Source organism: Pseudoalteromonas sp. T1lg122 (genome assembly GCF_002964825.1).
Lineage (GTDB): Bacteria > Pseudomonadota > Gammaproteobacteria > Enterobacterales > Alteromonadaceae > Pseudoalteromonas > Pseudoalteromonas gelatinilytica.
Genome location: NZ_PQCG01000034.1, coordinates 280613 through 305436, shown reverse-complemented (window position 1 = coordinate 305436; position 24824 = coordinate 280613). Strand labels below are relative to the sequence as shown.

Here is a 24824-nt window from a genome sequence, read left to right as displayed (position 1 = left end):
AATTTAATCAGTTTAAATTTGCCAAAATCAACCACGTTTACAATTTATTGATATAACCCTAAATTTTCTTTAGCGTACGCTTCGAATTCAGTGAAGCCACCAATGTGGGCTTGGTCAATAAAAATCTGTGGTACAGTTGGGCAAGGTTTGCCAGCAGACTGTTCTAAATCTGCTTTGCTGATACCTTCTTTAATGATATCGATGTAACGGTATTTAAAATCGTCACGCTCGTTAGCTAGTTTTTCAGCAACGTCTTTTGCACGAACACAGTATGGGCAGCCTTCACGGCCAAAAATTACAGTTAACATATCGCTCTCCTCGATGTGAATGTGTTTATCTGGTTATCATCTTAACGAATTAAATGAATAAAAACAGTGCATAAAATCGATTGCTCTGTTCTGTTTTTTCTCATTATTAGCGATTGAGCTAATCAAGCGTTCGCATTCTAAGACCCAGTTCTGTTGAGTAACCCATAGAATGTGCAGTAATGGCCAATTGCTCATCAATAACATAATAAGTTGGGTAAGCACTGATTTTGTAATCTTGACCTGTACTTTTACTGCCAAGCAATACAGGCATAGTCAAATCGAGCGAATCCGTAAACTGTTTAACTTCGGCAATGCTTTGGTAATCGAGTGCAATCGCTATCGCATTAAGCTTACCTTGCTGATGGGCGGTCTCTAAATTCGGCATACTGTAACGACAAATTGAGCACCATGGCGCAAAGAAATACACTACTGTTTGCTTGCCTTGTAATTGTGCAATGGTCATCCGCTCTGTCGGGTCTTTTAACGTGGCTAAATTAAAATAAGGGGCAGGGGTTTTATCAGTTGAGAGTAAATTTCGTTGTTGAAATAAGGTTACGGCATACACAATGACCGCCATTAAGACGACATTTTTTAGCACCCTGATAAATTTTTTTAAAAAAGTTGGATTTTTTTTCATTGTTATTTTGTACGTGTTTAGCCCTTTAAAATCAACTTATTCAGACCCGTTTGAGGGTGTTTAAATTTCATTTAATTTAAAAAAATTGCAATTTTTTTTGCTAAAAATCTTGAAAAGATTTTGCCCGCCCATAAATAGTTTAGTGAGGACGCCTGATGGGTCCCAACCAAACTAAAGTAATTGAAATATATAGTATTAATTTAACTTTGTTAGCGCTGGTTCAAAAGAAGAGTACTAACAAAATATCGCTTAAATATGAGGATATAATTATGCGTACAGTAGACTTATCACCACTTTATCGTTCATTCATCGGTTTCGATCATTTAGCATCATTAATGGATGCGGCAGCACGCACAGACAAGCAGCCTAGTTTTCCTCCGTATAACATAGAAGCACTCGATAAAGACAAATATCGTATCACTATGGCCGTAGCAGGTTTTAGTGACAGTGAGTTGACCATTGAGTCAGAAAACAACACCTTAAAAGTTAGCGGTACTAAAGCTGATAAACAAGATAATGCGGAACGTAAGTTTATTCATCAAGGCATTGCAGAGCGTAACTTTGAACGTAAGTTCCAGTTGGGCGACCACGTTAAAGTACTTGGCGCTGACCTTGAAAATGGCTTACTAAGTATCGATTTACAACGTGAAATTCCAGAAGCACTAAAACCACGTAAAATCGAAATCGGTAACGGTAAATTACTCGAAAATAAGTAATTTCCAACAGCATTGTTTCCCCTAGTTAGTTTTGCCGCCTCATCTGAGGCGGCTTTTTTCGTTATGCTTTGCAATTAATTCTGCTTGCATCGTCTTTAAAGCCGCAATTTTATCGACGGCTTCATTAAGCTTATCTTCTGACAATCCCGCTTGCTTACCACGTTCTAAAAGGGATTCGAGAGTAGCAATTTTACTTTCTGCGGCATCAATAAAGCGAAGCTCTAGTTCAGTTTGCTGCGCTTGATGATATGTCTGATATGCTTTGTGATCATTAAGATCACCTGTAAACCGCTTTGCTTGCTGGGGCTGCTTTGCAATAGGGGCTATATAATCAGGTGTGGTGATTATCGCTTTGATGCTGGCATTGTCGATTTGCTCAATGGCTGGGTGGGCTTGCTTTTCGAGCGTGCTGGTCAGTGCTTGCTGATCATGAACATCTTTCTTTTCAACCTCAACGGACATCGGTGCTTTTTTAGCTGGCGCTAAACTAATAGGGTGAGTTTGCAGATGAATAACAACGGCAGCGCTGAACAGTACCATGAGTGCTAAAGCTAACCATTTCATAGCTTAACGCCATGGTGTGTTTGCCACGCCAGCCATTGTTGTTGATAGCTACTTTTGGCTTTTTCAATTGCGATGGCTTTTTTAGCTTGATAGCGCACGGTTTCGTCATTTGCGTTAAAGTAGCCAAAAGTATGATCATAGCTCATTACTACCACCCATAAACCATTCGGTGAGCGTATTACCTCACTCAACTGTTGAGGTTTTTGTGTGAAAGCTAATTGTACTGCCCAATTTCGTTTATGCTCTCGGGTTAAGAGGTTTTTATATTGAGTGTAAATATCGGGCTGATTTAATTGCTTTAGTGCGTGTTGTATTGAACTTGTTTCTGCTTGCTTTCTAAATGCTAACGCTGCCTCTCTTTCGGTAAATTCGCCGCCATGGGCCTTAACCGATTTTAGATAATGAAATCTTTCTTTGTGTTGTTGGTAATATTGCTGGATTTCAGTGCCAGTTACGGTGCTTTCTAAGCGAGTTAGTACTGGGCTATCAACATGCATAATACCTTTTATGCCTAGCCAGCTTTGAATTGAAGGTCTTAAAATATCGCCCTTGGCGATAGAATAAAGATGGGGTAGCGAAAGTTGCTGTGTTTGTAAGACTGCGTCAGCTTGCTTTAAATGCAAAATAAATTGTCGATGTTTTAAAATTTCGGTTTTGAACAAGTCGCTATCCCCTTGATGCAAACGAAAGCGAGTCTGCATAGAAAGAGGCGCAATAAATTCGTACAGCGTCATTGAGTTTTCAAACAAATTGAGTTTAATAGCATTGAACTGTTTGATTTGGTTATCACTGTACTGACCATTTAGCGGGTATTGCCCTAAGTTGGTTTTCAGCCAGTGTTTATCAAATGGTTCAAGCCCTGTTGTAGCTGGTTTATCGTTGAGATTTAGCTGATGAATAAACAGATTATCTAAGTAGCGCATAACATGGTAATGAGTCGAAAAGCCAACGCTTGCTTGGCGCTCTACAAGCTCTGGCATGTTTTTCTGTGCGTACTCAAGTAAAAATTGATTTTCGTAAAGGCGTTCACGTGTTTGCTGTTTGCTAATCTCAGGGCGTTGTTCTTTGTAGACCTGCCACATGAGATCAATTTCAGATTCCGTGTATTGATTAAACGCAGCAACTGCTAGGTTGCTAAAAAGCAAACCTAGCAGTGCTGTCAAAATGTAAAGCCCACGCATTATCGAGCAACCATGGCATGATTAAGTAGGTGAACCACCATTGCAATCGCATGAGGAACCACTTGTTTTGCAGTATCGAGTCGGTCGTAATGATCTTCTGAATTTAACACGATCCCACCTTGTGCATACGAAAATGCCCCACCTTGGGTTAATAAGGGACGTACATCAGTTGATTGTGTATCTAATGCTGCAAAGGTCGCCATTGCTTGTGTAACAAGTGCTGGATCATTGAGGTTTTCTTGGTCGTAATAATCATTCACCCAACTTTCCCAGCTTGAGTGATTTAAATCAGAGGTTGTCCAAGTATGATGAGGCTGGAGTAAATCGGTGGTGTGAAATACAAAACCTAAAATCTGTGGATTTCCGCTTTGTAAGTAACTTTGATACCAGTATTGCCCTAAGTTATCGATAGGTTGGAATGGCATTTCCTCAAAATCATCATACATGCTGTAACTTGATTGGCTATCTATACGGTAATGGGCTTCAGTAACGCCATAGCTATTATATTTTGAAGAGTCAGCATTGAACCAGCCTGTTTCGCCACCTTTACCATCATCTAGGTAATCGCCTTTGAGCCATGTCGCTGCAAGATTATCAACCGTCCCCCACACCGTCAGCTTTTGATAGTTGTAGCCACCAAAGTCGTTGCCGTGTTGATCAGCACCTTGCGTGTGATTTTGAAAGTGCCAATAACTGGTGTATTTCACGATACTTTCTGCAGCACCCCAAACTGGTGCTTGTACACAAGAACCTGTAATAGCACCACAAAAAAACGTGTCCTCAAAATCATCGACGTCATAGGCTGCTTGACCAAGTAGCTCGCCAAGTTGAGTGATAGTCATATTATTTTGCTGTGCATAGCTGGCTAACGCAGCGTATTGTGTTGTGCTTGGGTGTTGTTGCATGTAATTAACAGCATCAATCACTATACGTTTGTGGGTTTCTTGACTAAACGCATGTACGTTACTGCTGCATGCAACTAAAAACGCTGCGCTAATAAGTGTTTTTTTCATTGTGTCCTCATAGTGTTATTTAATATGCAGCGCTATTAAAAAAGAGCGTGATTACACTAGAGTGACAGAAAAATTAAACATTTAATTAACAACTTTACCTATTTTGGTTCTTTGTCATTACAGCTTTTCTAGATTATCTAAGCACCAGCTAGCGCGCTTGAGTGTTGCTTGCTGAACAGATTCATCTTGTTTATACCAGTTGTTATAGATCATACCGATGCGTGGGTTTTGTGATAGTTGCTGTTCGTGCTCTAACATAAAATGCCAATATAAACTGTTGAATGGGCATGCATCATCAGTGGCTTTTTCTTTGATGTTGTAGCTACAGTGTTTGCAATAATCACTCATTTTGTTGATGTAATTACCACTGGCCGCATAGGGTTTAGTTGCAATTAATCCACCGTCAGCAAATTGACTCATTCCTCGTGTGTTGGGCATTTCTACCCATTCTATTGCATCGATATAAATACCCAGATACCAAGCATCCACTTCACTCGGTTCTATAGCGGTTAACAAGCAAAAGTTACCCGTGATCATCAAACGTTGAATGTGATGCGCATAAGCCGTTTGCAAGCTTTGTGTAATGGCATGGTGCATACAATTCATGTTTGTTTTGCCATGCCAAAAATAGTCAGGTAGGGCGCGCTTTGCATTTAAGGCATTTTTGCTGGCGTAATCAGGCATATTTTGCCAATAAATACCGCGTACATATTCACGCCAACCAAGGATCTGACGGATAAAGCCTTCTACTTGTGCAATATCAATCTGCTGTTTTTCAAAGCTGGTTAATACCCGCTTGATGACTTGCATCGGGTGCAGCATTTTGGTGTTTAAAGCAAACGATAATCGGCTGTGATACAAAGACCATTGATGCGCTGATTGGCACGTCATAGCATCCTGAAATTGACCAAAATGCACCAGTAAATGGTCGCAGAAGAAATCGAGCAATTGTTTTGCTTCAGCGCGGGTTGTTGGCCAGATAAGTGTTTCACTACACTCACCAAAGGTGTTTACTTGGTGCTTTTCAATCCGTTTTAGAATGTGGCTTACATTATGGGCGAAGCATAAGGGGGCGGGAATTTCTTTAAGATCGCTTGGTTTTAACTTGTTTCTATTTTGCTGATCAAAATTCCATTTGCCACCACGAGGTTGGTTATCATCGTCCATTAAAATAGTAAAACGTTTGCGCATAGCACGATAAAAAAACTCCATTTTTACCGGCTTATTTGGCTTAAAGTGCTGGTCAATGTCATTAAAAGGTAGTAGAAAGTGTTCCGAATCAACCGCATTGACATTAAATTCGCTCTGCTTTGCAAAATCAGCGAGTTGTTGTTTAAGGCGGTATTCGTCAGGGTATTGGTACTCAATATTGTGGCACTGATAATGCTTAGCTAACCGGGTGAGTAGTTCAGTTAATGAAGCATCGTTTTGTGTGTCATCAAGTGTAAGGTGCAGACAGTTTAAGTTTGCTTTTGTAAGTGCTTTGGCAAAGTTTTCCATTGCTGCAAAGAAGGCGACCACTTTTTGCATATGATGCTTTACATAGTCTGTTTCTTGTTTTAACTCAGCAATGACATACAGCGTGTCTGGTTGTGATTTTTCTTTAAACCAGCTGTGGCTAGCATTAAGTTGATCGCCAAAAATAAATCGCAGGGTAGAGTATTGCACTTCTAATAGCCTTTGCAGCAAGTAATCTAGGTAATTACGAAATAAACACCAAGATAGATCGATAATTTTAGTCTATATATAAGGTACTATTATGAAGTTCATAATGAGTCATTTACTAGGGAAGGCATGACATGACACTTATTCCATTAAAGCTAAACTTATTATTTATAAGTCTCTTAGTTTGCCAAACAGCGCACAGCACTGTGTATCACTGTGAGAAAAATGGTATTGCTGAATTTAGTCAACAGCCATGCGGCAAAGATGCAAAGCTAATCACTATAAAAGAGCAAAACCCACACCTTTCGAGCGCGTCAGAAAATACTGCACAACCATCAGCAGATAAAGATACTGCAGAGGTTGATCGTTACATTCGGTCAAAGCAAATTGATGCACAAATAGCAGAACATAACAATAAAATTGACACATTCAAGCTCAAAATGGACAGGGAAATAGTGGCTTTATCTGAGCAATCAGATGCTCAGCTACGTAACTTGGTAGGGGCTAAAAAACAAGCGGCTATTGCCAAGCAAATGACCGCGGTATCTGAGCGTTACGGCGTGCTTATAGACAGTGAGCAGCGCAGTATAGATAGACTCACGGCTGAAAAATACACGTTAACTTCATCTGCAAATACGGTTGCTAATAATGAGGTTGCTAGTTTTATTCGCTCAAAACAAATTATGCGTAAAATTTCAGAGCATGAAAATAAAATAGATACTTATCAAAGTGAGTTAAACGTACAAATCTCAGAGCTTGAGCAACAATTAAATAGCCGCCCTCGAAATTTAGCTGATGCAAATAGCGATAGTGCCTTAGCAGACAAAATGACTGCGCTAACTAGCCGCTTTAATACGCTTATCGCCATTGAGCAAAAACAAATCGACAGACTCAACAGCGAGTTAACTAGGTTATGAGCTTAAACGTGCCGGACAATACGCGCTAAACGACACCACATTTGAGTAAGCAAACAAGTAACTTTTGACAATATTGGCAAATATACGCATAGCTTGCAGCCAAGCTTGTTGTAATTGCGTGTTGATGTGATGCATATACGATTTGCGGGTTTCGATAAATGCATCGCAAAGGATATCGATGTCCTCAAACGACACATTTAAAAAGCTGAGATTATTTGCTAGATAATGAATAAATGGCGTCACTTGCAATAGATCATCAAGGTGGCTTACTACTTTGTTGAGCGCACAGTAAAGAATATAACTGCGTTTAGTTATACTTTCGTGTTCAGGCACTGACATGGTTAACTTACGTGAACAAAGACTACGATGATATGCGCTTGTAAACTGATGAAAATCGGGTTTTAGCAATTCAATATCTTGTTGTAGCAGTCTTTTTTGAAACGAAGAGAGACTCATAGTAAATCGCTTAATAGCCAAGGCTATAGGTTGTTCTTATTATATGACTAAATATAGACGAGATTTTTCGCTTATGGGAAATTTTATGACAAGGTTGTCATAATTTTTTTAGGTAAAAAATAGTCTAACTAATTCATGCCGGAAGGTTGCTAATTGAGCGTTACATGCTTATAATAGCCGCCATTGAATTGAGGTGTTTATCGCTCAATCAGACGATATTAAGATACTTTTAATATCAATTGGCGCGGGATGGAGCAGCCTGGTAGCTCGTCGGGCTCATAACCCGAAGGTCGTCGGTTCAAATCCGGCTCCCGCAACCAAATACATGCTAAGGCATTGTTGAGTGTACTTAGTATACACAGTAAGTTTTTACTGTATGAAGTCGCGCATTCTGGTAATGCGCGTTTTGCGTTTAGGCTATCTAGTTTAATTTAGTCAGGTGACTGACTCGCAACCAAGCTTGGCCCTAGGCCACACAGTTTTATGCTTTAGGTGTGACGCCCCGCTTGGTTCGGGGCGTTGTTGTATCTGCTTGGCGGTGATTTTAAATCATTATTAAACTCAGTATTTCAGGGCTATATGCCCTTTTTTTGTTTGTATGGAGGATTTTCGTGACAAAACTTGAGCAAGATTTAGTAGCCATGCTCTCACCGGCCGTTGAAATGTTAGGCTTTGAGTTACATGGTCTTGAGTTTGTGCAAGCTGGTCGCCACTCTACATTACGTGTTTATATCGATCACGATGCAGGGATTACGGTGGACAATTGTGCCGACGTTAGTCGTCAAGTTAGCGCAATTTTAGACGTCGAAGACCCAATTACAAATGAATATGATTTGGAAGTTTCGTCTCCTGGTGTTGATCGTCCATTATTCAAACAAGATCACTACGAGAAGGCGCAAGGAGAAGAAGTACGCGTGCGTACAAAGCTTCCACAAGATGGTCGTCGTAATTTTAAAGGCGATTTAGTATCAGTTAGCAGTGATATGATCACACTTTCAGCAGATGGCACTGAGCATATGATTATGATCAGTAACATTGAACGTGCGAACATCATCGCAAAATTTTAATTCGAGTGCGAAGGAATAGGGCAAGCGAGGCATAACCCATGGCAAAAGAAATATTATTGGTTGCTGAAGCCGTCTCCAATGAGAAAGCGGTTCCAAAAGAAAAGATTTTTGAAGCGTTAGAGTTCGCATTAGCGACTGCTACAAAGAAAAAACACGATGGCGAAATTGATGTTCGCGTATCAATCGATCGTAAAACAGGTAATTACGACACGTTCCGTCGTTGGAAAATTGCTAACGTTCTTGAAGATGGTTCACTAGAACATCCTTACAGCGAAATCACGCTAGAAGCAGCACAAGTTGAAGACCCGTCTTTACAACTTGGTGATTACGTTGAAGAGCAAATCGAATCAATTAAATTTGACCGTATTACAACACAAATGGCTAAGCAAGTTATCGTACAAAAAGTACGTGAAGCTGAGCGTGCATTAGTTGTTGAAGAATACAAAGACCAACAAGGCGAATTAGTAACAGGTGTTGTTAAAAAAGCAACCCGTGACGCTATCGTACTTGACCTTGGTAACAATGCTGAAGCGGTTATCTACCGTGACGATATGTTACCGCGTGAAAACTTCCGTCCAGGCGACCGTATCCGTGGTCTTCTATACGAAGTTAAGCCAGAAGCACGTGGCGCGCAGTTATTTGTAACGCGTTCTAAGCCTGAAATGCTAATGGAACTTTTCCGCATTGAGGTGCCAGAGATTGGCGAAGAGATGATTGAATTACGTGCCGCAGCACGTGATCCGGGTTCTCGTGCGAAAATCGCTGTTAAATCTAACGACAAACGTATCGACCCAGTTGGTGCGTGTGTTGGTATGCGTGGTGCACGTGTACAAGCTGTATCAAGTGAGCTTGGTGGTGAGCGTGTTGATATTGTTCTTTACGATGACAACCCAGCGCAATTCGTTATCAACGCAATGGCGCCAGCTGAAGTTGCGTCAATCGTAATGGACGAAGATACGCATTCAATGGATATCGCTGTTGAAGCAGACAACCTTGCACAAGCAATCGGTCGTAACGGTCAAAACGTACGTCTTGCTAGTCAGTTAACTGGCTGGGAATTAAACGTAATGACAGTAGATGACATGCGTGCGAAGAACGAAGCTGAATCAGACAAGCTAATCAACTTATTCACTGAATACCTAGACATCGACGATGAGTTTGCAACATTACTTATCAACGAAGGTTTCTCAACGCTTGAAGAAGTAGCTTACGTACCAGCTTCTGAGTTCTTAGAAATCGACGGTTTAGACGAAGAAACAGTTGATATCTTACGTTCACGTGCAAAAGACGCGTTAACCACGAAAGCACTTAAAACAGAAGAAAGCCTAGAAGGTGCAGAGCCTGCAGAAGACCTACTAGCACTTGAAGGTTTAGAGCGTCACCTTGCTTTCGTAATGGCAAGCAAAGGTGTTGTTACACTTGAAGACTTAGCTGAGCAAGGCATTGATGAGTTAGTGGATATCACTGACCTTTCAGAAGAAGAAGCTGGCAAGCTAATTATGGCTGCGCGTAACATTTGTTGGTTCGCAGACGAGTAATTTATTAACGGAGGTATTACACACTATGGCAGAAGTAAATGTTGAAAAACTAGCCGGAGATATTGGTACAACTGTTGATAAGCTACTACAGCAGCTTGAGCAAGCCGGTATTCCTAAAAAAGCAGGTGATATGGTAACTGAGTCTGAAAAGTCGACGTTATTAGATCATTTGAGCAAGCAGCATGGCGGCACGGGCTCTGAAGGTCCAGCTCGCATGACTTTGCAACGTAAGAGCAAAAGCACGCTGAGCGTGACTGGTTCAACAGGTAAAGCAAAGTCTGTACAAGTTGAAGTACGTAAAACACGTACTTACGTTAAGAAAAGCGCCATTGAGCAACAGCAAGAAGAAGAGCGTTTAGCTGCTGAGGAAGCTGCACGTAAAGCAGCAGAGCTTAAAGCCCAGCAAGAAGCTGAAGAGCTTAAAGCGAAACAAGAGGCAGAGCGCAAAGCGAAAGAAGAAGCTGAGCGTCAAGCCAAAGAAGAGGCTAAACGCAAAGCTGAGGCTGAGCGTAAAGCGAAACAGAAGCAGATGACCCCAGAGCAAGTGCTAAGTCTGAAAAAGATCGCGCCGAAGCTGAGCGTCTGCAAAAAGAAGCAGAAGAGGCCGCATTGAGAAAAGCTGAAGAAGAAGCGAAACGTCAAGCAGAAGAGGCAAGAAAGCTAGCTGAAGAAAATGAAGCTCGCTGGAAGAAGGAAGAAGAAGAGCGTATAGAGCGTGAAAAGAACGCTGATCACCACCTTACGACTTCTTCATACGCACGTGCAGCAGAAGATGAGTCTGATGCTCGCGAAGAGCAAAGTGCTCGTCGTGCGAAGAAAAAGAAAAAAGGACCTCAAAAAGAGAAGCCATTAACTTCTGGTCCTAAAGGTAAAAAAGGTAAGTTAAAAGCACCTACCTCATTACAACACGGTTTCCAAAAACCAACAGCAGACGTGAAAAACGAAGTACGTATCAGTGAAACAATCACTGTTGCAGAGCTTGCATCACGTATGGCGGTTAAAGGTGCTGAAGTTGTTAAAACAATGATGAAGATGGGTGACATGGTTACCATCAACCAAGTGATCGACCAAGAAACAGCACAACTTGTTGCTGAAGAAATGGGCCACAAGGTTATCATCGTTAAAGAAAACGAATTAGAAGAGAAAGTACTAAACGACCGTAGCGAAGAAGGTAAAGCGCTTCCTCGTGCACCGGTTGTAACAGTAATGGGTCACGTTGACCACGGTAAAACGTCAACACTTGATTACATTCGTTCAGCAAAAGTTGCCTCTGGTGAGGCTGGTGGTATTACACAGCACATCGGTGCATACCACGTTGAAACAAATGGTCACATGATCACGTTCTTAGATACTCCGGGTCACGCCGCGTTTACATCAATGCGTGCTCGTGGTGCGAAAGCAACGGATATCGTAATCCTAGTTGTTGCTGCGGATGATGGTGTAATGCCACAAACTAAAGAAGCGGTTCAGCACGCCCGTGCTGCTGGCGTTCCTTTAATCATCGCAGTTAACAAGATGGATAAAGAAGGCATCGACCCAGATCGCGTTAAGAACGAATTAGCACAGCTAGACGTTATCCCAGAAGAGTGGGGTGGTGACACGCAATTCGTACATATCTCTGCAAAAACAGGTTTAGGTATTGATGACCTACTTGAAGCAGTATTAATGCAAGCTGAGATCCTAGAATTAACTGCACCAACTGAAGGTATGGCGGCAGGTGTTGTCATTGAATCGCGTCTTGATAAAGGCCGTGGTCCAGTTGCGTCAATTCTTGTTCAGTCTGGTACGCTTAACCAAGGTGATATCGTACTGTGTGGTCTTGAATATGGCCGTGTTCGTGCGATGAAAGATGAAAACGGTAAAGACATCAAGTCTGCGGGTCCATCTATCCCAGTTGAGATTTTAGGTCTATCTGGTATCCCTGCGGCTGGTGACGAAGCAACGGTAGTTAAAGATGAGCGTAAAGCTCGTGAAGTAGCGCTTTACCGTCAAGGTAAATTCCGTGAAGTTAAACTTGCTCGTCAGCAAAAAGCGAAGCTTGAAAACATGTTCTCTAACATGACTGAAGGCGATGTATCTGAAGTTAACGTAGTACTTAAAGCAGACGTTCAAGGTTCAATTGAAGCAATTGCTGATTCATTAACTAAACTATCTACTGATGAAGTTAAAGTGAAGATTGTTGGTTCAGGTGTAGGTGGTATCACTGAAACTGATGCAACACTTGCAGCGGCGTCAAACGCAATCGTTGTTGGCTTTAACGTTCGTGCTGATGCATCAGCTCGTAAAGTTATTGAGTCAGAAAACCTAGACTTACGTTACTACAGCGTTATCTACAGCCTGATTGAAGAAGTTAAACAAGCGATGTCAGGTATGCTTGCACCAGAATTTAAGCAAGAGATCATTGGTCTTGCTGAAGTTCGTGACGTGTTCAAGTCACCTAAGATTGGTGCAATCGCAGGTTGTATGGTTACTGAAGGTATCGTTAAGCGTAGCGCGCCTATCCGTGTACTTCGTGATAACGTGGTTATCTATGAAGGTGAACTTGAGTCACTACGTCGCTTTAAAGATGACGTACAAGAAGTTCGTAACGGTATGGAATGTGGTATCGGCGTTAAGAACTACAACGATGTTAAAGTTGGCGACCAAATCGAGGTATTCGAGACGGTTGAAGTACAACGTTCACTTTAATTTCGTTTAAGTCACTATTTTAAATGGGGGCCTAGCCCCCATTTGTGTATTCGTAATTAAATTAACTTATTCTTTAACATCAATAAGTTATTATTTTAGAGTGAAATGAAATGAGAGAATTTTCTCGCACTGATCGTGTTGCACAGCAAATTCAAAAAGAGATTGCTGTTATTCTTCAACGCGAAATCAAAGATCCACGCTTAGGCATGGTGACAGTGTCTGCGGTTGAGGTATCTCGCGACTTATCTTACGCAAAAGTATTTATCACAGTGTTTAATACTGACGATGAAGATAAAGCGAAGCAAAGCGCTAAAATCTTAAATGAAGCAACGGGTTATATCCGTTCTTTATTAGGTAAACGCATTCGTGCGCGCATCATGCCTGAGTTACGTTTTGTTATTGATAACTCGCTTATGGAAGGTATGCGTATTTCGAACTTGGTTGACTCAGTTATTCGTGAAGACAATGCCAAGCATGTAGACGAAGACGGCAGCGAAGAAGGCACTAAAGACTAATGGCTAGACGCAGTAAAGGTCGTGCTATTGACGGCATCTTATTACTTAATAAGCCGCAAGGTATTTCATCAAACAAAGCATTGCAGCAAGCAAAGGGAATTTACTTTGCTCAAAAAGCAGGCCACACCGGTGCGCTTGATCCGCTCGCGACGGGTATGCTGCCTATTTGTTTTGGTGAAGCGACTAAGTTTACCCAGTTCTTGCTTGATACTGATAAAACCTATGTTGTACGCGCCAAACTTGGTGAGCGAACCACTACCTCTGATTCAGATGGTGAAGTGGTTGAAACGCGCGAAGTATCGGTCACGCGTGAACAATTAGCTGAGCAAATTGCCAGCTTCTTAGGTGAGTCGGATCAATATCCTTCGATGTACTCAGCGCTTAAATACCAAGGTCAGCCTTTGTATAAATATGCCCGTGAAGGCATTGAAGTACCTCGTAAGTGTCGAAAAATTAATGTATTTAGTTTAACGCTTGATGAGTTTGATGAAGCGAACAACGAAGTACAAATGACGGCACATGTGTCTAAAGGTACTTATATTCGTACTATTGTTGATGATTTAGGCGAAAAGCTCGGCTGTGGTGCGCATGTTATTATGCTGCATCGTAGTGCGGTAGGGCATTATCCAAGTGAGAAAATGGTTACCCTTGAGCAACTTGAAGAAAAGCTACAACAAGCGAAAGCTGATGATGTTGCTCCTTCAAGCTACCTCGATGAGTTATTACTGCCAATGGATACTGCTTTGGTTGATTTACCTGTGATTGAAATTACGCAAGAGCAGGGCGTGGCATTTAGCCATGGTCAAACCGTGGTTATTGGTAAGCCTGTCCCCGATGGTGTGGTTAAAGTCATGGCTGATGGCGTGTTCATTGGCACTGGTGAGCGTCATAAAGACGGCCACTTAAAATCAAAGCGCGGTTTATCAAATCAACTGCCTGAGTAAAGATTACCTTGTAGTTATGAGCAAAGCTGGGTAGAATACGCCCCGCTCAATCGTTTTGGCTGAATTAGTGATCGGCTAAAACACAATTTAAATTAATTTTTGGAGTTACTATGTCACTAAGCAATCAAGAAAAAGTTGAAATCATCGCTAAATTTGCACGCGCTGAAGGCGACACTGGTTCACCTGAAGTACAAGTTGCACTTCTAACTTTCGATATCAACAAGCTTCAAGGTCACTTTGCTAGCCACAAGCACGACTTCCACTCACGTCGTGGTCTTCTTCGCAAAGTAAGCCAACGCCGTAAACTGCTTGACTACCTTAAAGGTAAAGACATTGCACGTTACACTGCGTTAATCCAAGAGCTTGGCCTACGTCGCTAAGAACTAGATTACGAGAAAAGGGGCTATTTAGCCCCTTTTTTTGTGCGCGTATGAAAGGTATACTAGCGCACACCTAGGGAGTGGATGCTTCCTAGATATCAAAAAACATCATTGCCAATTGTAGTACTTAATTGATTTTTATTAAGTTTAATTAAGTACTGTAATTGGTACTTTGATGGACTATTTTTTACCAATTCGGAGCACTGCTCTGAGTTGCTTTTACATTTAAAGGACATTTTTAAGTGCAAGCAATTATTAAAGAATTTCAACTAGGTCAACACACTGTGACCCTAGAAACGGGTGCTATCGCTCGTCAAGCTGACGGCGCAGTACTAGCAAGCATTGGCGACACTTCAGTATTAGTTACTGTTGTTGGTAAGCGTGATGCACAACCAGGTCAAGACTTCTTCCCACTAACAGTTAACTACCAAGAGCGTATGTACGCTGCGGGTCGTATCCCTGGTGGTTTCCTTAAGCGTGAAGGTCGTCCTAACGATGGCGAAACGTTAATCGCTCGTCTAATCGACCGTCCAATCCGTCCACTTTTCCCTGACGGTTTCGTAAACGAAGTACAAGTAATCGCGACAGTTGTTTCTGTTAACCCAGAAATCCAACCTGACATGGTTGCTATGATTGGTACTTCAGCAGCACTTGCTATCTCTGGTATTCCATTCAATGGTCCTATCGGTGCATCACGTGTTGGTTTCATCAACGGTGAATACGTACTTAACCCAACACTCGCTGAGCTTGAAGAAAGCCAATTAGACCTAGTTGTTGCTGGTACTGATAACGCAGTACTTATGGTTGAATCAGAAGCTGAAACGCTTTCTGAAGACGTAATGTTAGGTGCGGTTGTTTATGGTCATGAGCAATCTCAAGCTATCATCAACGCAATCAACGAGTTTAAAGCTGAAGCAGGTAAACCAGCGTGGGATTGGACTGCACCAGAGAAAAACGTAACACTTGCTGAGAAAATCTCTGCAATCGCTGCTGAAAAAGTAGGTGAAGCATATCGCATCACTGACAAAGTAGCGCGTAAAGAAGCACTAGGTGTAGCGAAAGAAGAAGTGGTTGCTACATTAACAGCTGAACTTGCTGAAGACGAAGTGTTAGATACGCAAGAAGTTGGCAAACTATTCGGTTCTTTAGAAAAAGAAATCGTTCGTGGCCGTATCATCGCTGGTGAAAAACGTATCGATGGTCGTGAACCAGATATGGTTCGTGCACTAGACGTAATGACGGGTGTATTACCACGTACTCATGGTTCTGCAATCTTCACGCGTGGTGAGACGCAAGCACTTGTGACTGCAACACTTGGTACTGAGCGTGATTCACAGTTAATCGACGACTTAACAGGTACTAACAAGCATCACTTCATGCTTCACTACAACTTCCCTCCGTTCTGCGTAGGTGAAACAGGTTTCGTAGGTTCTCCTAAGCGTCGTGAAATCGGTCACGGTAACCTAGCTAAGCGTGGTATTGCTGCAGTATTACCAACATTAGCTGACTTCCCATATTCAATCCGTGTTGTTTCAGAAATCACTGAATCAAACGGTTCATCGTCTATGGCATCAGTATGTGGTACGTCACTAGCACTTATGAACGCGGGTGTACCAATCAAAGCATCTGTTGCTGGTATCGCGATGGGTCTAGTAAAAGAAGGCGAAGATTTCGTTGTTCTTTCAGACATCTTAGGTGATGAAGATCACTTAGGTGACATGGACTTTAAAGTTGCGGGTACTTCAAACGGTATCACTGCACTACAAATGGATATCAAGATCGAAGGTATCACTAAAGAAATCATGCAAATCGCGCTTAAACAAGCGAAAGCTGCACGTCTACACATCTTAGGTGTAATGGATGAAGCGATTTCTGCTCCTTCTGAAGAGTTATCTCAATTCGCACCACGCATCTACACAATGCAAATCCCTGCGAAGAAAATTGCTGAAGTTATCGGTAAAGGTGGCGCAACTATCCGTCAACTTACTGAAGAAACGGGCACAACGATTGAAATCGAAGATGACGGTACAATCAAGATCGCTGCAACTGACGGCATGAGTGCAAACGAAGCTATCAAGCGTATCGAGCAATTAACTGCTGAACTAGAAGTAGGTGCTATCTACACTGGTAAAGTTGTACGTATCGTTGATTTCGGTGCGTTCGTTAACATCCTTCCGGGTAAAGACGGTCTAGTGCACATTTCACAAATCAGCACAGAGCGTGTTAATAACGTTACTGACCACCTAAGCGAAGGCCAAGAAGTTAAAGTTAAAGTTCTTGAAGTAGATCGCCAAGGTCGTGTACGTCTAAGCATCAAAGAAGCAATGGAACCAGCTGCTGAAGAAAAAGCAGAAGAGCCAAAAGACGCTTAATGATGATTGAATAACCAGTTATTTACTGGATATAAGAAAAAGGGGCTGTTTAGCCCCTTTTTTTATGCTTTAATGAAACCTATCCGCTTCGCCTTTGTCTACAGAGAATTCAGGTATTAAGGAATTTAATGATTTTTAAACACTTAGCATTGACCGCTGTGGCTATTTTTTCTTTAAGTGCATGTCAAACAACCTCACAACCTGAGTCAGTCCCTATTGTTAATGTGCCTTTCACTGCACCGTTAGCGCCTGATTTTCGTAATGAAATTACAATTGCTCGTTATTCTGAGCTATTAAATCGTGCTGATTTAAGCAGCGAACAACAAGCAAAACTTTATTATGACCGTGGCGTATTATTTGACAGCTTAGGCATGTCGACATTGGCACGTATTGATTTTAATCGTGCGATTAAGCTCAAACCTGATTTAGCAGAGGTGTATAACTTTTTAGGGATCCACCACACATTAATGCAGCAGTATGAGCAAGCGTATGAGTTTTTTGATTCAGCACTTGAATTAAATGAGCAGCATGAATATGCCTACCTCAATCGTGGTATTGCGCTTTACTACGGTGAGCGTCCATTACTTGCACAAGATGATCTTCAGCAGTTCCTTAACCGTTCGCCGAGTGACCCGTATCGTGTTTTATGGCTTTATTTAGCTCAGTCAGAAGCCGATAAAGCACAAGCCTTGATTGATTTGAAAGCGAATGCACAAGGTGTTGATGAGTCGCAATGGGGTTATCAATTGCTGGCACTTTATTTAGGCGATATCAGTGAATTTGAATTCTTATCTGGCATCATCGAAGGCGTTACTTCCGAGCAAGAATATGCGCATCGCCTGTGTGAAGCTTATTTCTACCTAGCTAAGTTACATCAAGCGGCGGGTAACGACTACCTTGCAGCTGATTACTTCAGACTTGCCCTTGCCACCAATGTGCATGAATTTGTTGAATACAAATATGCCCGTTTAGAGCTTGAGTTAATGGCTGGTGAAAACGCAAGCTAAGCTTTTTTTTAGTGTTATTCTGATACTGAGCTTGGGGTGTATTTCAAGCTCAGTGTCTCGCTTTATTCCTGCCTATCTTTACTACGCGAACGTTAATCCTTCACAAGCAACGGCTATTTATTATCTTGCACCAAGTGCGATAAATGCCCAGCAATTAGAATTAAGTAACGCACAACTTCGACAGCTTGCACAGCTTAATGACAGTAGCGCAGCGTATCAACTTGCACTCAGGTTTTTACAACACGGGGATTACAAGGGGGCAAAACTATGGTGGCAGCCTTACTTTTCTGACTTCACAACCACACAGCAACTCACGTTATCAGATAAGCTTGTTGCAACAACGCAATGGCATGAACTCGCTCGCCTTTTTCAGGCCGGTCAATTACCACAGGGCAGTGCAAAACAGGCTTTTCTATTGCATCAAAAAATGCCGGTTGAGCAAATAACTTCTGCGTATGCGCAGCAACAACAGTTTGTGTTATCGGCTGTGCATTTACAGCCAAGTGATCAATGTCGGTTTAATGTTCTAATGATGACAGATCACTACAAAGGCATCGCGACCTTAAAGCACTTTAAACAGCAATACACTAATAAACCTGAGCCAGCAAAGGGGAGCTTTTGTTTCACCGACATTGTCTATGTGGCAGATACGTTTAACTGTGATGGCAGCAGTGGGGCACTGAGCTGTAACTGGCAAAATGCGGCAGCGCGTTCATGGCCTGCGGGGTTTGATTTTATTGTCATGATGTCGCAGCAAGGAGCTGCAAATGTGCTTGGCGGGATCATGCATATCAACTCATCGCAATCTTATGCGGTGTTTTTACATGAGTTGATGCACTTTAATGGTTTTGAAGATGAGTATGCGTTACCAGAGCAAAAACAGCAGTGGCTTTGTAAGCAGCAAGGGCAGGTTGCGCCCAATTTGTTTATTGCTAACCAATCTTCTCCTCCTAAAGGGTGGCAAAAGAGTCTCGCCTGTGGCAATAAAAAAGCGTATAAGCCCAGCCCTAACTGGTCAATTATGCAATACCAAACGATGGGGTTGTCAGCGCAATATCGGCAACTTTGGCAAAAACAAATTAACCAGCCCTTAACACAGCCTGTTCGGTTTTCTGAATATTTTGCATTTTTAGGAGTAAAGCCTGTATTTACAACGGCTTCAAGAGAACAGAAATTTTCTGACTAATCGTCTATTTATTGCTATTTTAGTATGCGAGTCGGTTAAAGTTTGAGCAAATAGGTCTGTCTCCTATAGACAAAATAGCCCCTGATCAGTATAACTGTACGCACTATAAGCTTTTTTTGAAGCCAACTTTAAACCATCCAAATGAACAGTACGCAACTAATTAAAACTAGCAGCAGTATTGATATTCTTATGACACTAAAAGGCTCCTAATTATGACTTTGCTCTGGATACCCCTGTTATCCTTAATCGGCAGTGTTATTTCATCCTGCACTTCAAAACTAACACGAAATCAAAGTACCGCTTTGACTATGTTAGCGCCTTTGATTGCCCTTGGAATTGTATTTTCGTATACCCCTGCGGTGTTTTCTGGCGAAACAATTCGCTATAGCGCGGATTGGATCCCACTTTTAAACATGCAAGTTTCGTTTCGACTTGATGGTTTGAGTTTACTGTTTTTATATATGATCTTGGGGATTGGTACCCTCGTGATCTTCTATGCACGTTACTATTTAAGTAGTAATGACTCTATGGCAAAGCTATTTTGCTATTTAATGCTATTTATGACCGCGATGGTCGGCATTGTGATGTCGAACAACGTGATCCAGTTATGGTTTTTCTGGGAGCTAACCAGTATTAGCTCATTCTTATTGATTAGCTACTGGTGGCACAAATCAGAAGCCAGAAAAGGCGCACGCATGGCACTTGCCATAACCGGTGCAGGCGGTCTTGCGTTGCTAGCAGGTTTATTGCTGATTGGTGATATTGTTGGTAGTTATAACCTTGATGTAATCCTCGCAAGCAAAACCCTGATCCAGTCACATGGCTTGTATGAAGTTGCCTTGGTATTAGTGCTGTTAGGTGCGTTTACTAAATCTGCGCAATTTCCTTTTCACTTTTGGTTACCGCATGCCATGGCCGCACCTACTCCGGTTAGTGCTTATCTTCACTCCGCAACTATGGTTAAAGCGGGTATTTTCTTATTAGCGCGTTTTTATCCAGCCCTTGCAGGCACAGACATTTGGTTTATTTTAGTAGCCATGACGGGTCTTGCGACCTTACTCGTTGGTGCTTATATCGCTTTATTTAAACATGATTTAAAAGGCTTACTAGCGTATTCAACAATCAGCCATTTAGGTTTAATTACCTTATTACTTGGCTTAGATACTGAGCTTGCTACGGTGGCAGCTATTTTCCATATTATTAACCACGCAACGTTTAAAGCGTCGTTATTTATGGCAACGGGTATTATTGACCATGAAACCGGCACCCGAGATATGCGTAAGCTTAATGGTATGTGGCGCTTTATGCCTTATACCGCAACGCTTGCCATGGTCGCAGCCGCAGCCATGGCAGGGGTGCCACTATTAAATGGTTTCTTATCGAAAGAAATGTTTTTTGCTGAAACATTACACCAACAAGTATTGGGTTCTATGTCATGGTTAATTCCGGTATTAGCGACAATTGCCGGAGCGCTCTCTGTCGCCTATTCAGCGCGTTTCATTCATGATGTTTTCTTTAATGGTGACCCTGTCGACTTACCAAAGCAGCCTCATGAGCCACCGCGTTACATGCGTGTGCCAATCGAAATATTAGTGGTGCTGTGTTTATTAGTAGGTATGTTCCCTGACTTTGCTGTAAGCGATATTTTGGCTTCGGCCTCATTTGCAGTGCTAGGCAATGTTGCTCCTGAATACACGTTATCAGTGTGGCATGGCTTCAACTTACCGCTGTTAATGAGCTTCATCGCAACGTCGTGCGGTGTATTAATTTACATTCAACGTAAACATTTATTCCATTTCCAAGCGTCATTACCGACCTTAAATGCGAAGAAAGGTTTTGACCGCGGTATGTACGGGCTAATTAAGTGGTCTCAAGAAAGAATTAATCGCATCGAAAATGGTTCATTACAGCGCTATGCATTTGTGATGATCACTGTGGTGTTGTTGTGCGCAGGTTGGCCATTATTCGAAATGCGTCAGCTGGCGGGTGCAAATGGTTTAACGCCAATCGATTTCCATAACGCGATTGGTGCTGGTCTACTGGTGATTGGTGCGCTTGCAACGGTTATCTGGCATCGCTCACGAATGATTTCGTTGATTATGATTTCAATTGTAGGCTTGATGGTATCGGTGGTATTTACCCGTTTCTCAGCACCAGATTTAGCACTGACTCAGTTAACTGTAGAAGTCGTGACGGTTATCTTACTTATGTTAGCGCTGTTTTTCTTACCACAGCGCACTCCGAAAGAGTCTAGTTCATTACGTATATTGCGAGATTTAGGAATTTCATCAGCCATTGGTGTTGTTGTAGCAAGTATCTGTTATGCCTTATTAACCAGACCACTTGAGTCGATTTCTGACTTCTTTATTGCCAATGCTAAAACCGGCGGTGGTGGTACTAACGTGGTGAACGTGATTTTAGTCGATTTTAGGGGCTTTGATACCCTAGGTGAAATTACCGTACTAGGTATTGCTGCATTGGGTATTTATAAACTACTTATTAACTTGCCACTGTTTATGCCAGCAAGTGATAGTGAAGGTCGCCCTTGGGCGCGCGAACGCCACCCAATCCTGTTAGCGAGCATTTCGCAAAGTTTATTACCACTGGCTTTATTGGTTTCTGCGTACATCTTCTTACGTGGTCACAATTTACCTGGCGGTGGCTTTATTGCCGGTCTAGTGACTGCAATTGCGTTTATTTTACAGTACATGGCAAATGGTTCGAATTGGATTTCAGAGCGCTTTGATGTTAACTACCGCAAGATAATCGCTTCGGGTATTGCCATTGCTTTATTAACGGGCTTAGGTAGTTGGGCATTTGATCGTCCATTCTTAAAAACATGGTTTGATTATTTTGATATTCCGTTAGTCGGCAAGACTGAGCTTGCCAGTGCTATCGTGTTTGATTTAGGTGTGTATTTAACCGTTGTAGGTGCAACGCTGATGATTTTAGCAAGTTTAGGAAAACTGACTGCTGATACACCCAAGCAAGAGGTAAATATTTAATGGAAGTGTTGTACGCATCATGCGTGGGCGTGCTGGTTGCATGCGGAATTTATTTAATTTTGAGAGCGCGAACGTTCCCGGTGGTACTGGGTTTGACCATGCTTTCTTATGCAGTAAACCTGTTTTTATTCTCATCAGGACGCTTGACCATTAATAAAGCCGCTGTATTAGGCTCTGGCAGCGAATATGCAGATCCATTACCGCAAGCGCTGGTTTTAACTGCCATTGTAATTGGTTTTGCGATGACTGCGTTTGTGGTTATTTTAGCGATTCGCGGACGCGCAGATTTAGGGAATGACCATGTCGATGGTCATATGGTTAAGTCGTCGAAGGAGCAAAAATGATACAGCATCTCGCTTCTTTACCGATTTTAATTCCTATGCTGGCTGGCGTTTTGCTATTAATGCCGCCTTGCGGAAAGAACTTACAAATTCGCCGTGTAACCTCTGTCATTTTATCTTTGGTTACAGTGTTGGTGAGCGCCTATTTGCTGTTTTATATCAACAGTACTGCACCAATGGTTTACGCCATAGGTGATTGGTCGGCGCCATTTGGGATTGTACTTGTCGCTGACAGACTTGCGACATTATTAGTGCTGCTTACTAGCTTCTTAGGGGCGGTCGTGGTGCTTTATAGTTGTGCTGGTGATGACAAAAAAGGCAGCTTTTTTCACCCATTAGTGCACTTTTTGATTTTAGGCGTGAACGGCGCGTTTTTAACTGGCGATGTATTTAATCTATTCGTATTTTTCGAAGTGTTACTTATTGCATCCTATTCATTATTAATGCACTCAGCGGATAAACACAGCACCCGTGCTGCATTACAATACGTGATTTTAAACCTGATTGGCTCAAGCGTATTCTTAATTGCCTTAGGCGTACTATATGGTGTACTAGGTACGTTAAATATTGCTGATTTAGCACAAAAAGTCCCGCAATTGACAGGTGATGATGTTTACCTAGCTAAAATTGGTGGCTTACTGTTAATCGTGGTATTTGCCTTAAAAGGCGCGTTATTACCTTTGCATTTATGGCTACCAAATACCTACGCAAATGCGATGCCGCTGGTTGCAGCCTTATTTGCCATTATGACTAAAGTCGGTGTGTACGCCATGCTTCGTATTTATACGGTGATCTTTGGTGAGAACGCGGGTGAGCTTGCTCACATGGCACAGCCTTGGTTATGGGGCCTTGCACTCGCAACCATCGTGATGGGAGCAATTGGTGTATTAGCGAGTCAAGATTTTAGAAAGTTGATAGCCAATTTAGTGATTGTCTCTGTCGGTACATTAGTGGCACTCGTTGCAATTCAAAATGTCTCGGCAACAGCGGCACTCCTTTATTACCTTGTGCACTCAACGGTAATTTGTGCCGCGCTATTTTTAATTGCCGATTTAATTGCACAGCAGCGTGGTAAGGTTGCGGACCGTTTAGTCGCAGGGCGTCCCGTTGCGCAGCCATTCTTACTGGGTATTTGTTTTGTTATCGCCGCACTTGCAGTGGTTGGTATGCCACCACTATCTGGTTTTGTGGGCAAAATTTGGATTCTAAAAAGCACCCTTGATAGTGAAAAAGCCATGTTATTCTGGCCAATTTATATTCTTGCCAGTCTTGCGTTATTAGTCGCAGTTTCTCGTGCTGGCACAAGCTTATTTTGGGATCATAAACACAAAGACAGCGAAGCAATTGAGGGCAGCAAAGCACACCCTTTAAAAGTAACCGCGGTAATTGCTTTGTTGGCATGTTCACCTTTAATGGTTGTTTTTGCCGGTTCAATTTCTGATTTTATGTTAGCAACCTCAGAGCAGTTGTTTGATATTAATACGAGCATCAATGCTGTATTACAAGGAGGTCAATAATGCGTTTAGAAGCTCGTTTTCGTTGGCTGCCGACACCTTTTCGCAGTGTTTTATTGTTTGTTGTGTGGCTGTTATTAAATAACAGTGTGTCACCGGGTCATCTGTTATTAGCCGCGTTTTTTGCCATCACTATCCCGTGGATCACCTTTCCATTTCGTGATCCGCAACCACTTATCGTGAAACCTGGTCTGGCATTTAGACACTTAATGTTAGTTCTGTACGATATTGTGACGGCTAACTTGCAAGTGGCACTGCTGATTTTAGGACCGACTAAAAAATTGCGTCCGGGTTTTGTAAAAGTGCCTTTGGATTTAAGTCATGAAATGCCAATTACAATTTTGGCAAGTACCGTGTCGTTAACGCCGGGTACTGTAAGCGCAGAGGTGTATCCTATTCCTGAGTCACTTGAAGAGGGCGAAGTTATTGAGCAGCGCTATTTATTGATTCACGTACTCGATTTAGCAGATGAGCAAGCGTTAATTAGTACTATTAAGCAGCGTTACGAAGCACCGCTTAAGGAGATTTTTCGATGCTAGATACCGTTTTTTTAATTGTTTATGCCATGATTGCAATCTCGTTATTGCTAAATCTATGGCGTCTAATCGTTGGTCCATCAGTGCCAGATCGCATTTTAGCGCTTGATACTATGTTTATTAACACCATTGCTTTGATCATTCTTTATGGCATGAGCATGGGCACGGGACTTTATTTTGAAGCGGCATTATTAATTGCGATGCTAGGTTTTGTAAGTACAGTAGCGGTGTGTAAATACCTGCTACGTGGCGACATTATTGAATAAGGTAACAG

Annotated in this window: 22 protein-coding genes, 1 tRNA gene and 1 pseudogene; 17 read left to right on the top strand and 7 right to left on the bottom strand. The window is 42.1% G+C overall.

What is annotated here, in order from left to right; genetic code table 11:
• Positions 1 to 44 precede the first annotated feature (44 nt).
• A complete protein-coding gene (locus tag C2M33_RS19550; protein ID WP_054553185.1) occupies positions 45 to 308 on the bottom strand; it encodes a GrxA family glutaredoxin in 264 nt (87 codons plus the stop codon).
• 118 nt (positions 309 to 426) lie between these two features.
• Positions 427 to 885: a TlpA family protein disulfide reductase gene (locus C2M33_RS19545; RefSeq protein WP_233999279.1), complete on the bottom strand. Its 459-nt coding sequence runs from the start codon at positions 883 to 885 to the stop codon at positions 427 to 429.
• Positions 886 to 1214: 329 nt separating this feature from the next.
• Here C2M33_RS19545 and C2M33_RS19540 point away from each other — a divergent pair, with 329 nt between their 5' ends.
• Positions 1215 to 1661 carry an Hsp20 family protein gene (locus C2M33_RS19540; protein WP_063706740.1) on the top strand — a complete coding sequence of 149 codons (447 nt, stop codon included), beginning with the start codon at positions 1215 to 1217 and terminating at the stop codon, positions 1659 to 1661.
• A 39-nt stretch (positions 1662 to 1700) separates the two neighbouring features.
• Here the strand turns inward: C2M33_RS19540 and C2M33_RS19535 are convergent, their stop codons facing one another.
• From C2M33_RS19535 to C2M33_RS19520, 4 genes are all read right to left on the bottom strand, one after another.
• Positions 1701 to 2225 carry a hypothetical protein gene (locus C2M33_RS19535; protein ID WP_105175218.1) on the bottom strand — a complete coding sequence of 175 codons (525 nt, stop codon included), beginning with the start codon at positions 2223 to 2225 and terminating at the stop codon, positions 1701 to 1703.
• Entirely contained in the window at positions 2222 to 3406 is a 1185-nt protein-coding gene (locus C2M33_RS19530; RefSeq protein WP_233999277.1) for a peptidyl-prolyl cis-trans isomerase, read from the bottom strand. The genes C2M33_RS19535 and C2M33_RS19530 overlap by 4 nt, the downstream gene beginning before the upstream one ends.
• The gene (locus C2M33_RS19525; protein WP_063706747.1) at positions 3406 to 4419 is read right to left on the bottom strand and encodes a hypothetical protein; all 1014 of its coding nucleotides are present in this window, start codon (positions 4417 to 4419) and stop codon (positions 3406 to 3408) included. The genes C2M33_RS19530 and C2M33_RS19525 overlap by 1 nt, the downstream gene beginning before the upstream one ends.
• Before the next feature lie 117 nt (positions 4420 to 4536).
• The gene (locus C2M33_RS19520) at positions 4537 to 6087 is read right to left on the bottom strand and encodes a cryptochrome/photolyase family protein (protein WP_199776379.1); all 1551 of its coding nucleotides are present in this window, start codon (positions 6085 to 6087) and stop codon (positions 4537 to 4539) included.
• A 131-nt stretch (positions 6088 to 6218) separates the two neighbouring features.
• Between C2M33_RS19520 and C2M33_RS19515 the strand changes: the two genes are divergently transcribed.
• A complete protein-coding gene (locus C2M33_RS19515) occupies positions 6219 to 7001 on the top strand; it encodes a hypothetical protein (protein WP_105175217.1) in 783 nt (260 codons plus the stop codon).
• On the opposite strand, the gene C2M33_RS19510 is transcribed toward C2M33_RS19515, so the two are convergent.
• Complete coding sequence (locus C2M33_RS19510) at positions 6996 to 7457, bottom strand: globin (RefSeq protein WP_105175216.1); 462 nt, start codon at positions 7455 to 7457, stop codon at positions 6996 to 6998. The genes C2M33_RS19515 and C2M33_RS19510 overlap by 6 nt on opposite strands.
• 243 nt (positions 7458 to 7700) lie before the next feature.
• Here C2M33_RS19510 and C2M33_RS19505 point away from each other — a divergent pair.
• The 15 genes and pseudogenes from C2M33_RS19505 (at position 7701) to C2M33_RS19435 (ending at position 24816) form a co-directional block, all read left to right on the top strand.
• Positions 7701 to 7777, top strand: a tRNA-Met gene (locus C2M33_RS19505).
• 291 nt (positions 7778 to 8068) lie between these two features.
• A complete protein-coding gene (gene rimP, locus C2M33_RS19500; protein WP_054553177.1) occupies positions 8069 to 8524 on the top strand; it encodes a ribosome maturation factor RimP in 456 nt (151 codons plus the stop codon).
• A gap of 38 nt (positions 8525 to 8562) precedes the next feature.
• Positions 8563 to 10062: a transcription termination factor NusA gene (gene nusA / locus C2M33_RS19495; protein ID WP_063706756.1), complete on the top strand. Its 1500-nt coding sequence runs from the start codon at positions 8563 to 8565 to the stop codon at positions 10060 to 10062.
• A 25-nt stretch (positions 10063 to 10087) separates the two neighbouring features.
• Positions 10088 to 12750, top strand: a pseudogene (gene infB / locus C2M33_RS19490) (translation initiation factor IF-2).
• Between the two features lie 110 nt (positions 12751 to 12860).
• Complete coding sequence (rbfA, locus tag C2M33_RS19485) at positions 12861 to 13265, top strand: 30S ribosome-binding factor RbfA (RefSeq protein WP_063706760.1); 405 nt, start codon at positions 12861 to 12863, stop codon at positions 13263 to 13265.
• Positions 13265 to 14209, top strand: coding sequence for a tRNA pseudouridine(55) synthase TruB (truB, locus tag C2M33_RS19480; protein WP_063706762.1), 945 nt, complete (start codon positions 13265 to 13267; stop codon positions 14207 to 14209). The genes rbfA and truB overlap by 1 nt, the downstream gene beginning before the upstream one ends.
• A 110-nt stretch (positions 14210 to 14319) precedes the next feature.
• On the top strand, positions 14320 to 14589 hold the full coding sequence (rpsO, locus tag C2M33_RS19475; protein WP_054553172.1) for a 30S ribosomal protein S15: 270 nt from the start codon (positions 14320 to 14322) through the stop codon (positions 14587 to 14589).
• A 242-nt stretch (positions 14590 to 14831) separates the two neighbouring features.
• Complete coding sequence (pnp, locus tag C2M33_RS19470; RefSeq protein WP_105175215.1) at positions 14832 to 16961, top strand: polyribonucleotide nucleotidyltransferase; 2130 nt, start codon at positions 14832 to 14834, stop codon at positions 16959 to 16961.
• A gap of 128 nt (positions 16962 to 17089) precedes the next feature.
• On the top strand, positions 17090 to 17968 hold the full coding sequence (nlpI, locus tag C2M33_RS19465; RefSeq protein ID WP_063706770.1) for a lipoprotein NlpI: 879 nt from the start codon (positions 17090 to 17092) through the stop codon (positions 17966 to 17968).
• A complete protein-coding gene (locus C2M33_RS19460; protein ID WP_105175214.1) occupies positions 17952 to 19154 on the top strand; it encodes a hypothetical protein in 1203 nt (400 codons plus the stop codon). Before nlpI ends, C2M33_RS19460 begins: the two co-directional genes overlap by 17 nt.
• 212 nt (positions 19155 to 19366) lie before the next feature.
• On the top strand, positions 19367 to 22159 hold the full coding sequence (locus tag C2M33_RS19455) for a monovalent cation/H+ antiporter subunit A (RefSeq protein ID WP_063706774.1): 2793 nt from the start codon (positions 19367 to 19369) through the stop codon (positions 22157 to 22159).
• Positions 22159 to 22503, top strand: coding sequence for a Na+/H+ antiporter subunit C (locus C2M33_RS19450; protein ID WP_063706776.1), 345 nt, complete (start codon positions 22159 to 22161; stop codon positions 22501 to 22503). Before C2M33_RS19455 ends, C2M33_RS19450 begins: the two co-directional genes overlap by 1 nt.
• Complete coding sequence (locus C2M33_RS19445; RefSeq protein ID WP_063706778.1) at positions 22500 to 24017, top strand: monovalent cation/H+ antiporter subunit D; 1518 nt, start codon at positions 22500 to 22502, stop codon at positions 24015 to 24017. Before C2M33_RS19450 ends, C2M33_RS19445 begins: the two co-directional genes overlap by 4 nt.
• Complete coding sequence (locus tag C2M33_RS19440) at positions 24017 to 24553, top strand: Na+/H+ antiporter subunit E (RefSeq protein ID WP_063706780.1); 537 nt, start codon at positions 24017 to 24019, stop codon at positions 24551 to 24553. The genes C2M33_RS19445 and C2M33_RS19440 overlap by 1 nt, the downstream gene beginning before the upstream one ends.
• Positions 24547 to 24816, top strand: coding sequence for a K+/H+ antiporter subunit F (locus tag C2M33_RS19435; RefSeq protein ID WP_063706782.1), 270 nt, complete (start codon positions 24547 to 24549; stop codon positions 24814 to 24816). Before C2M33_RS19440 ends, C2M33_RS19435 begins: the two co-directional genes overlap by 7 nt.
• The last annotated feature ends 8 nt before the right edge of the window (positions 24817 to 24824 follow it).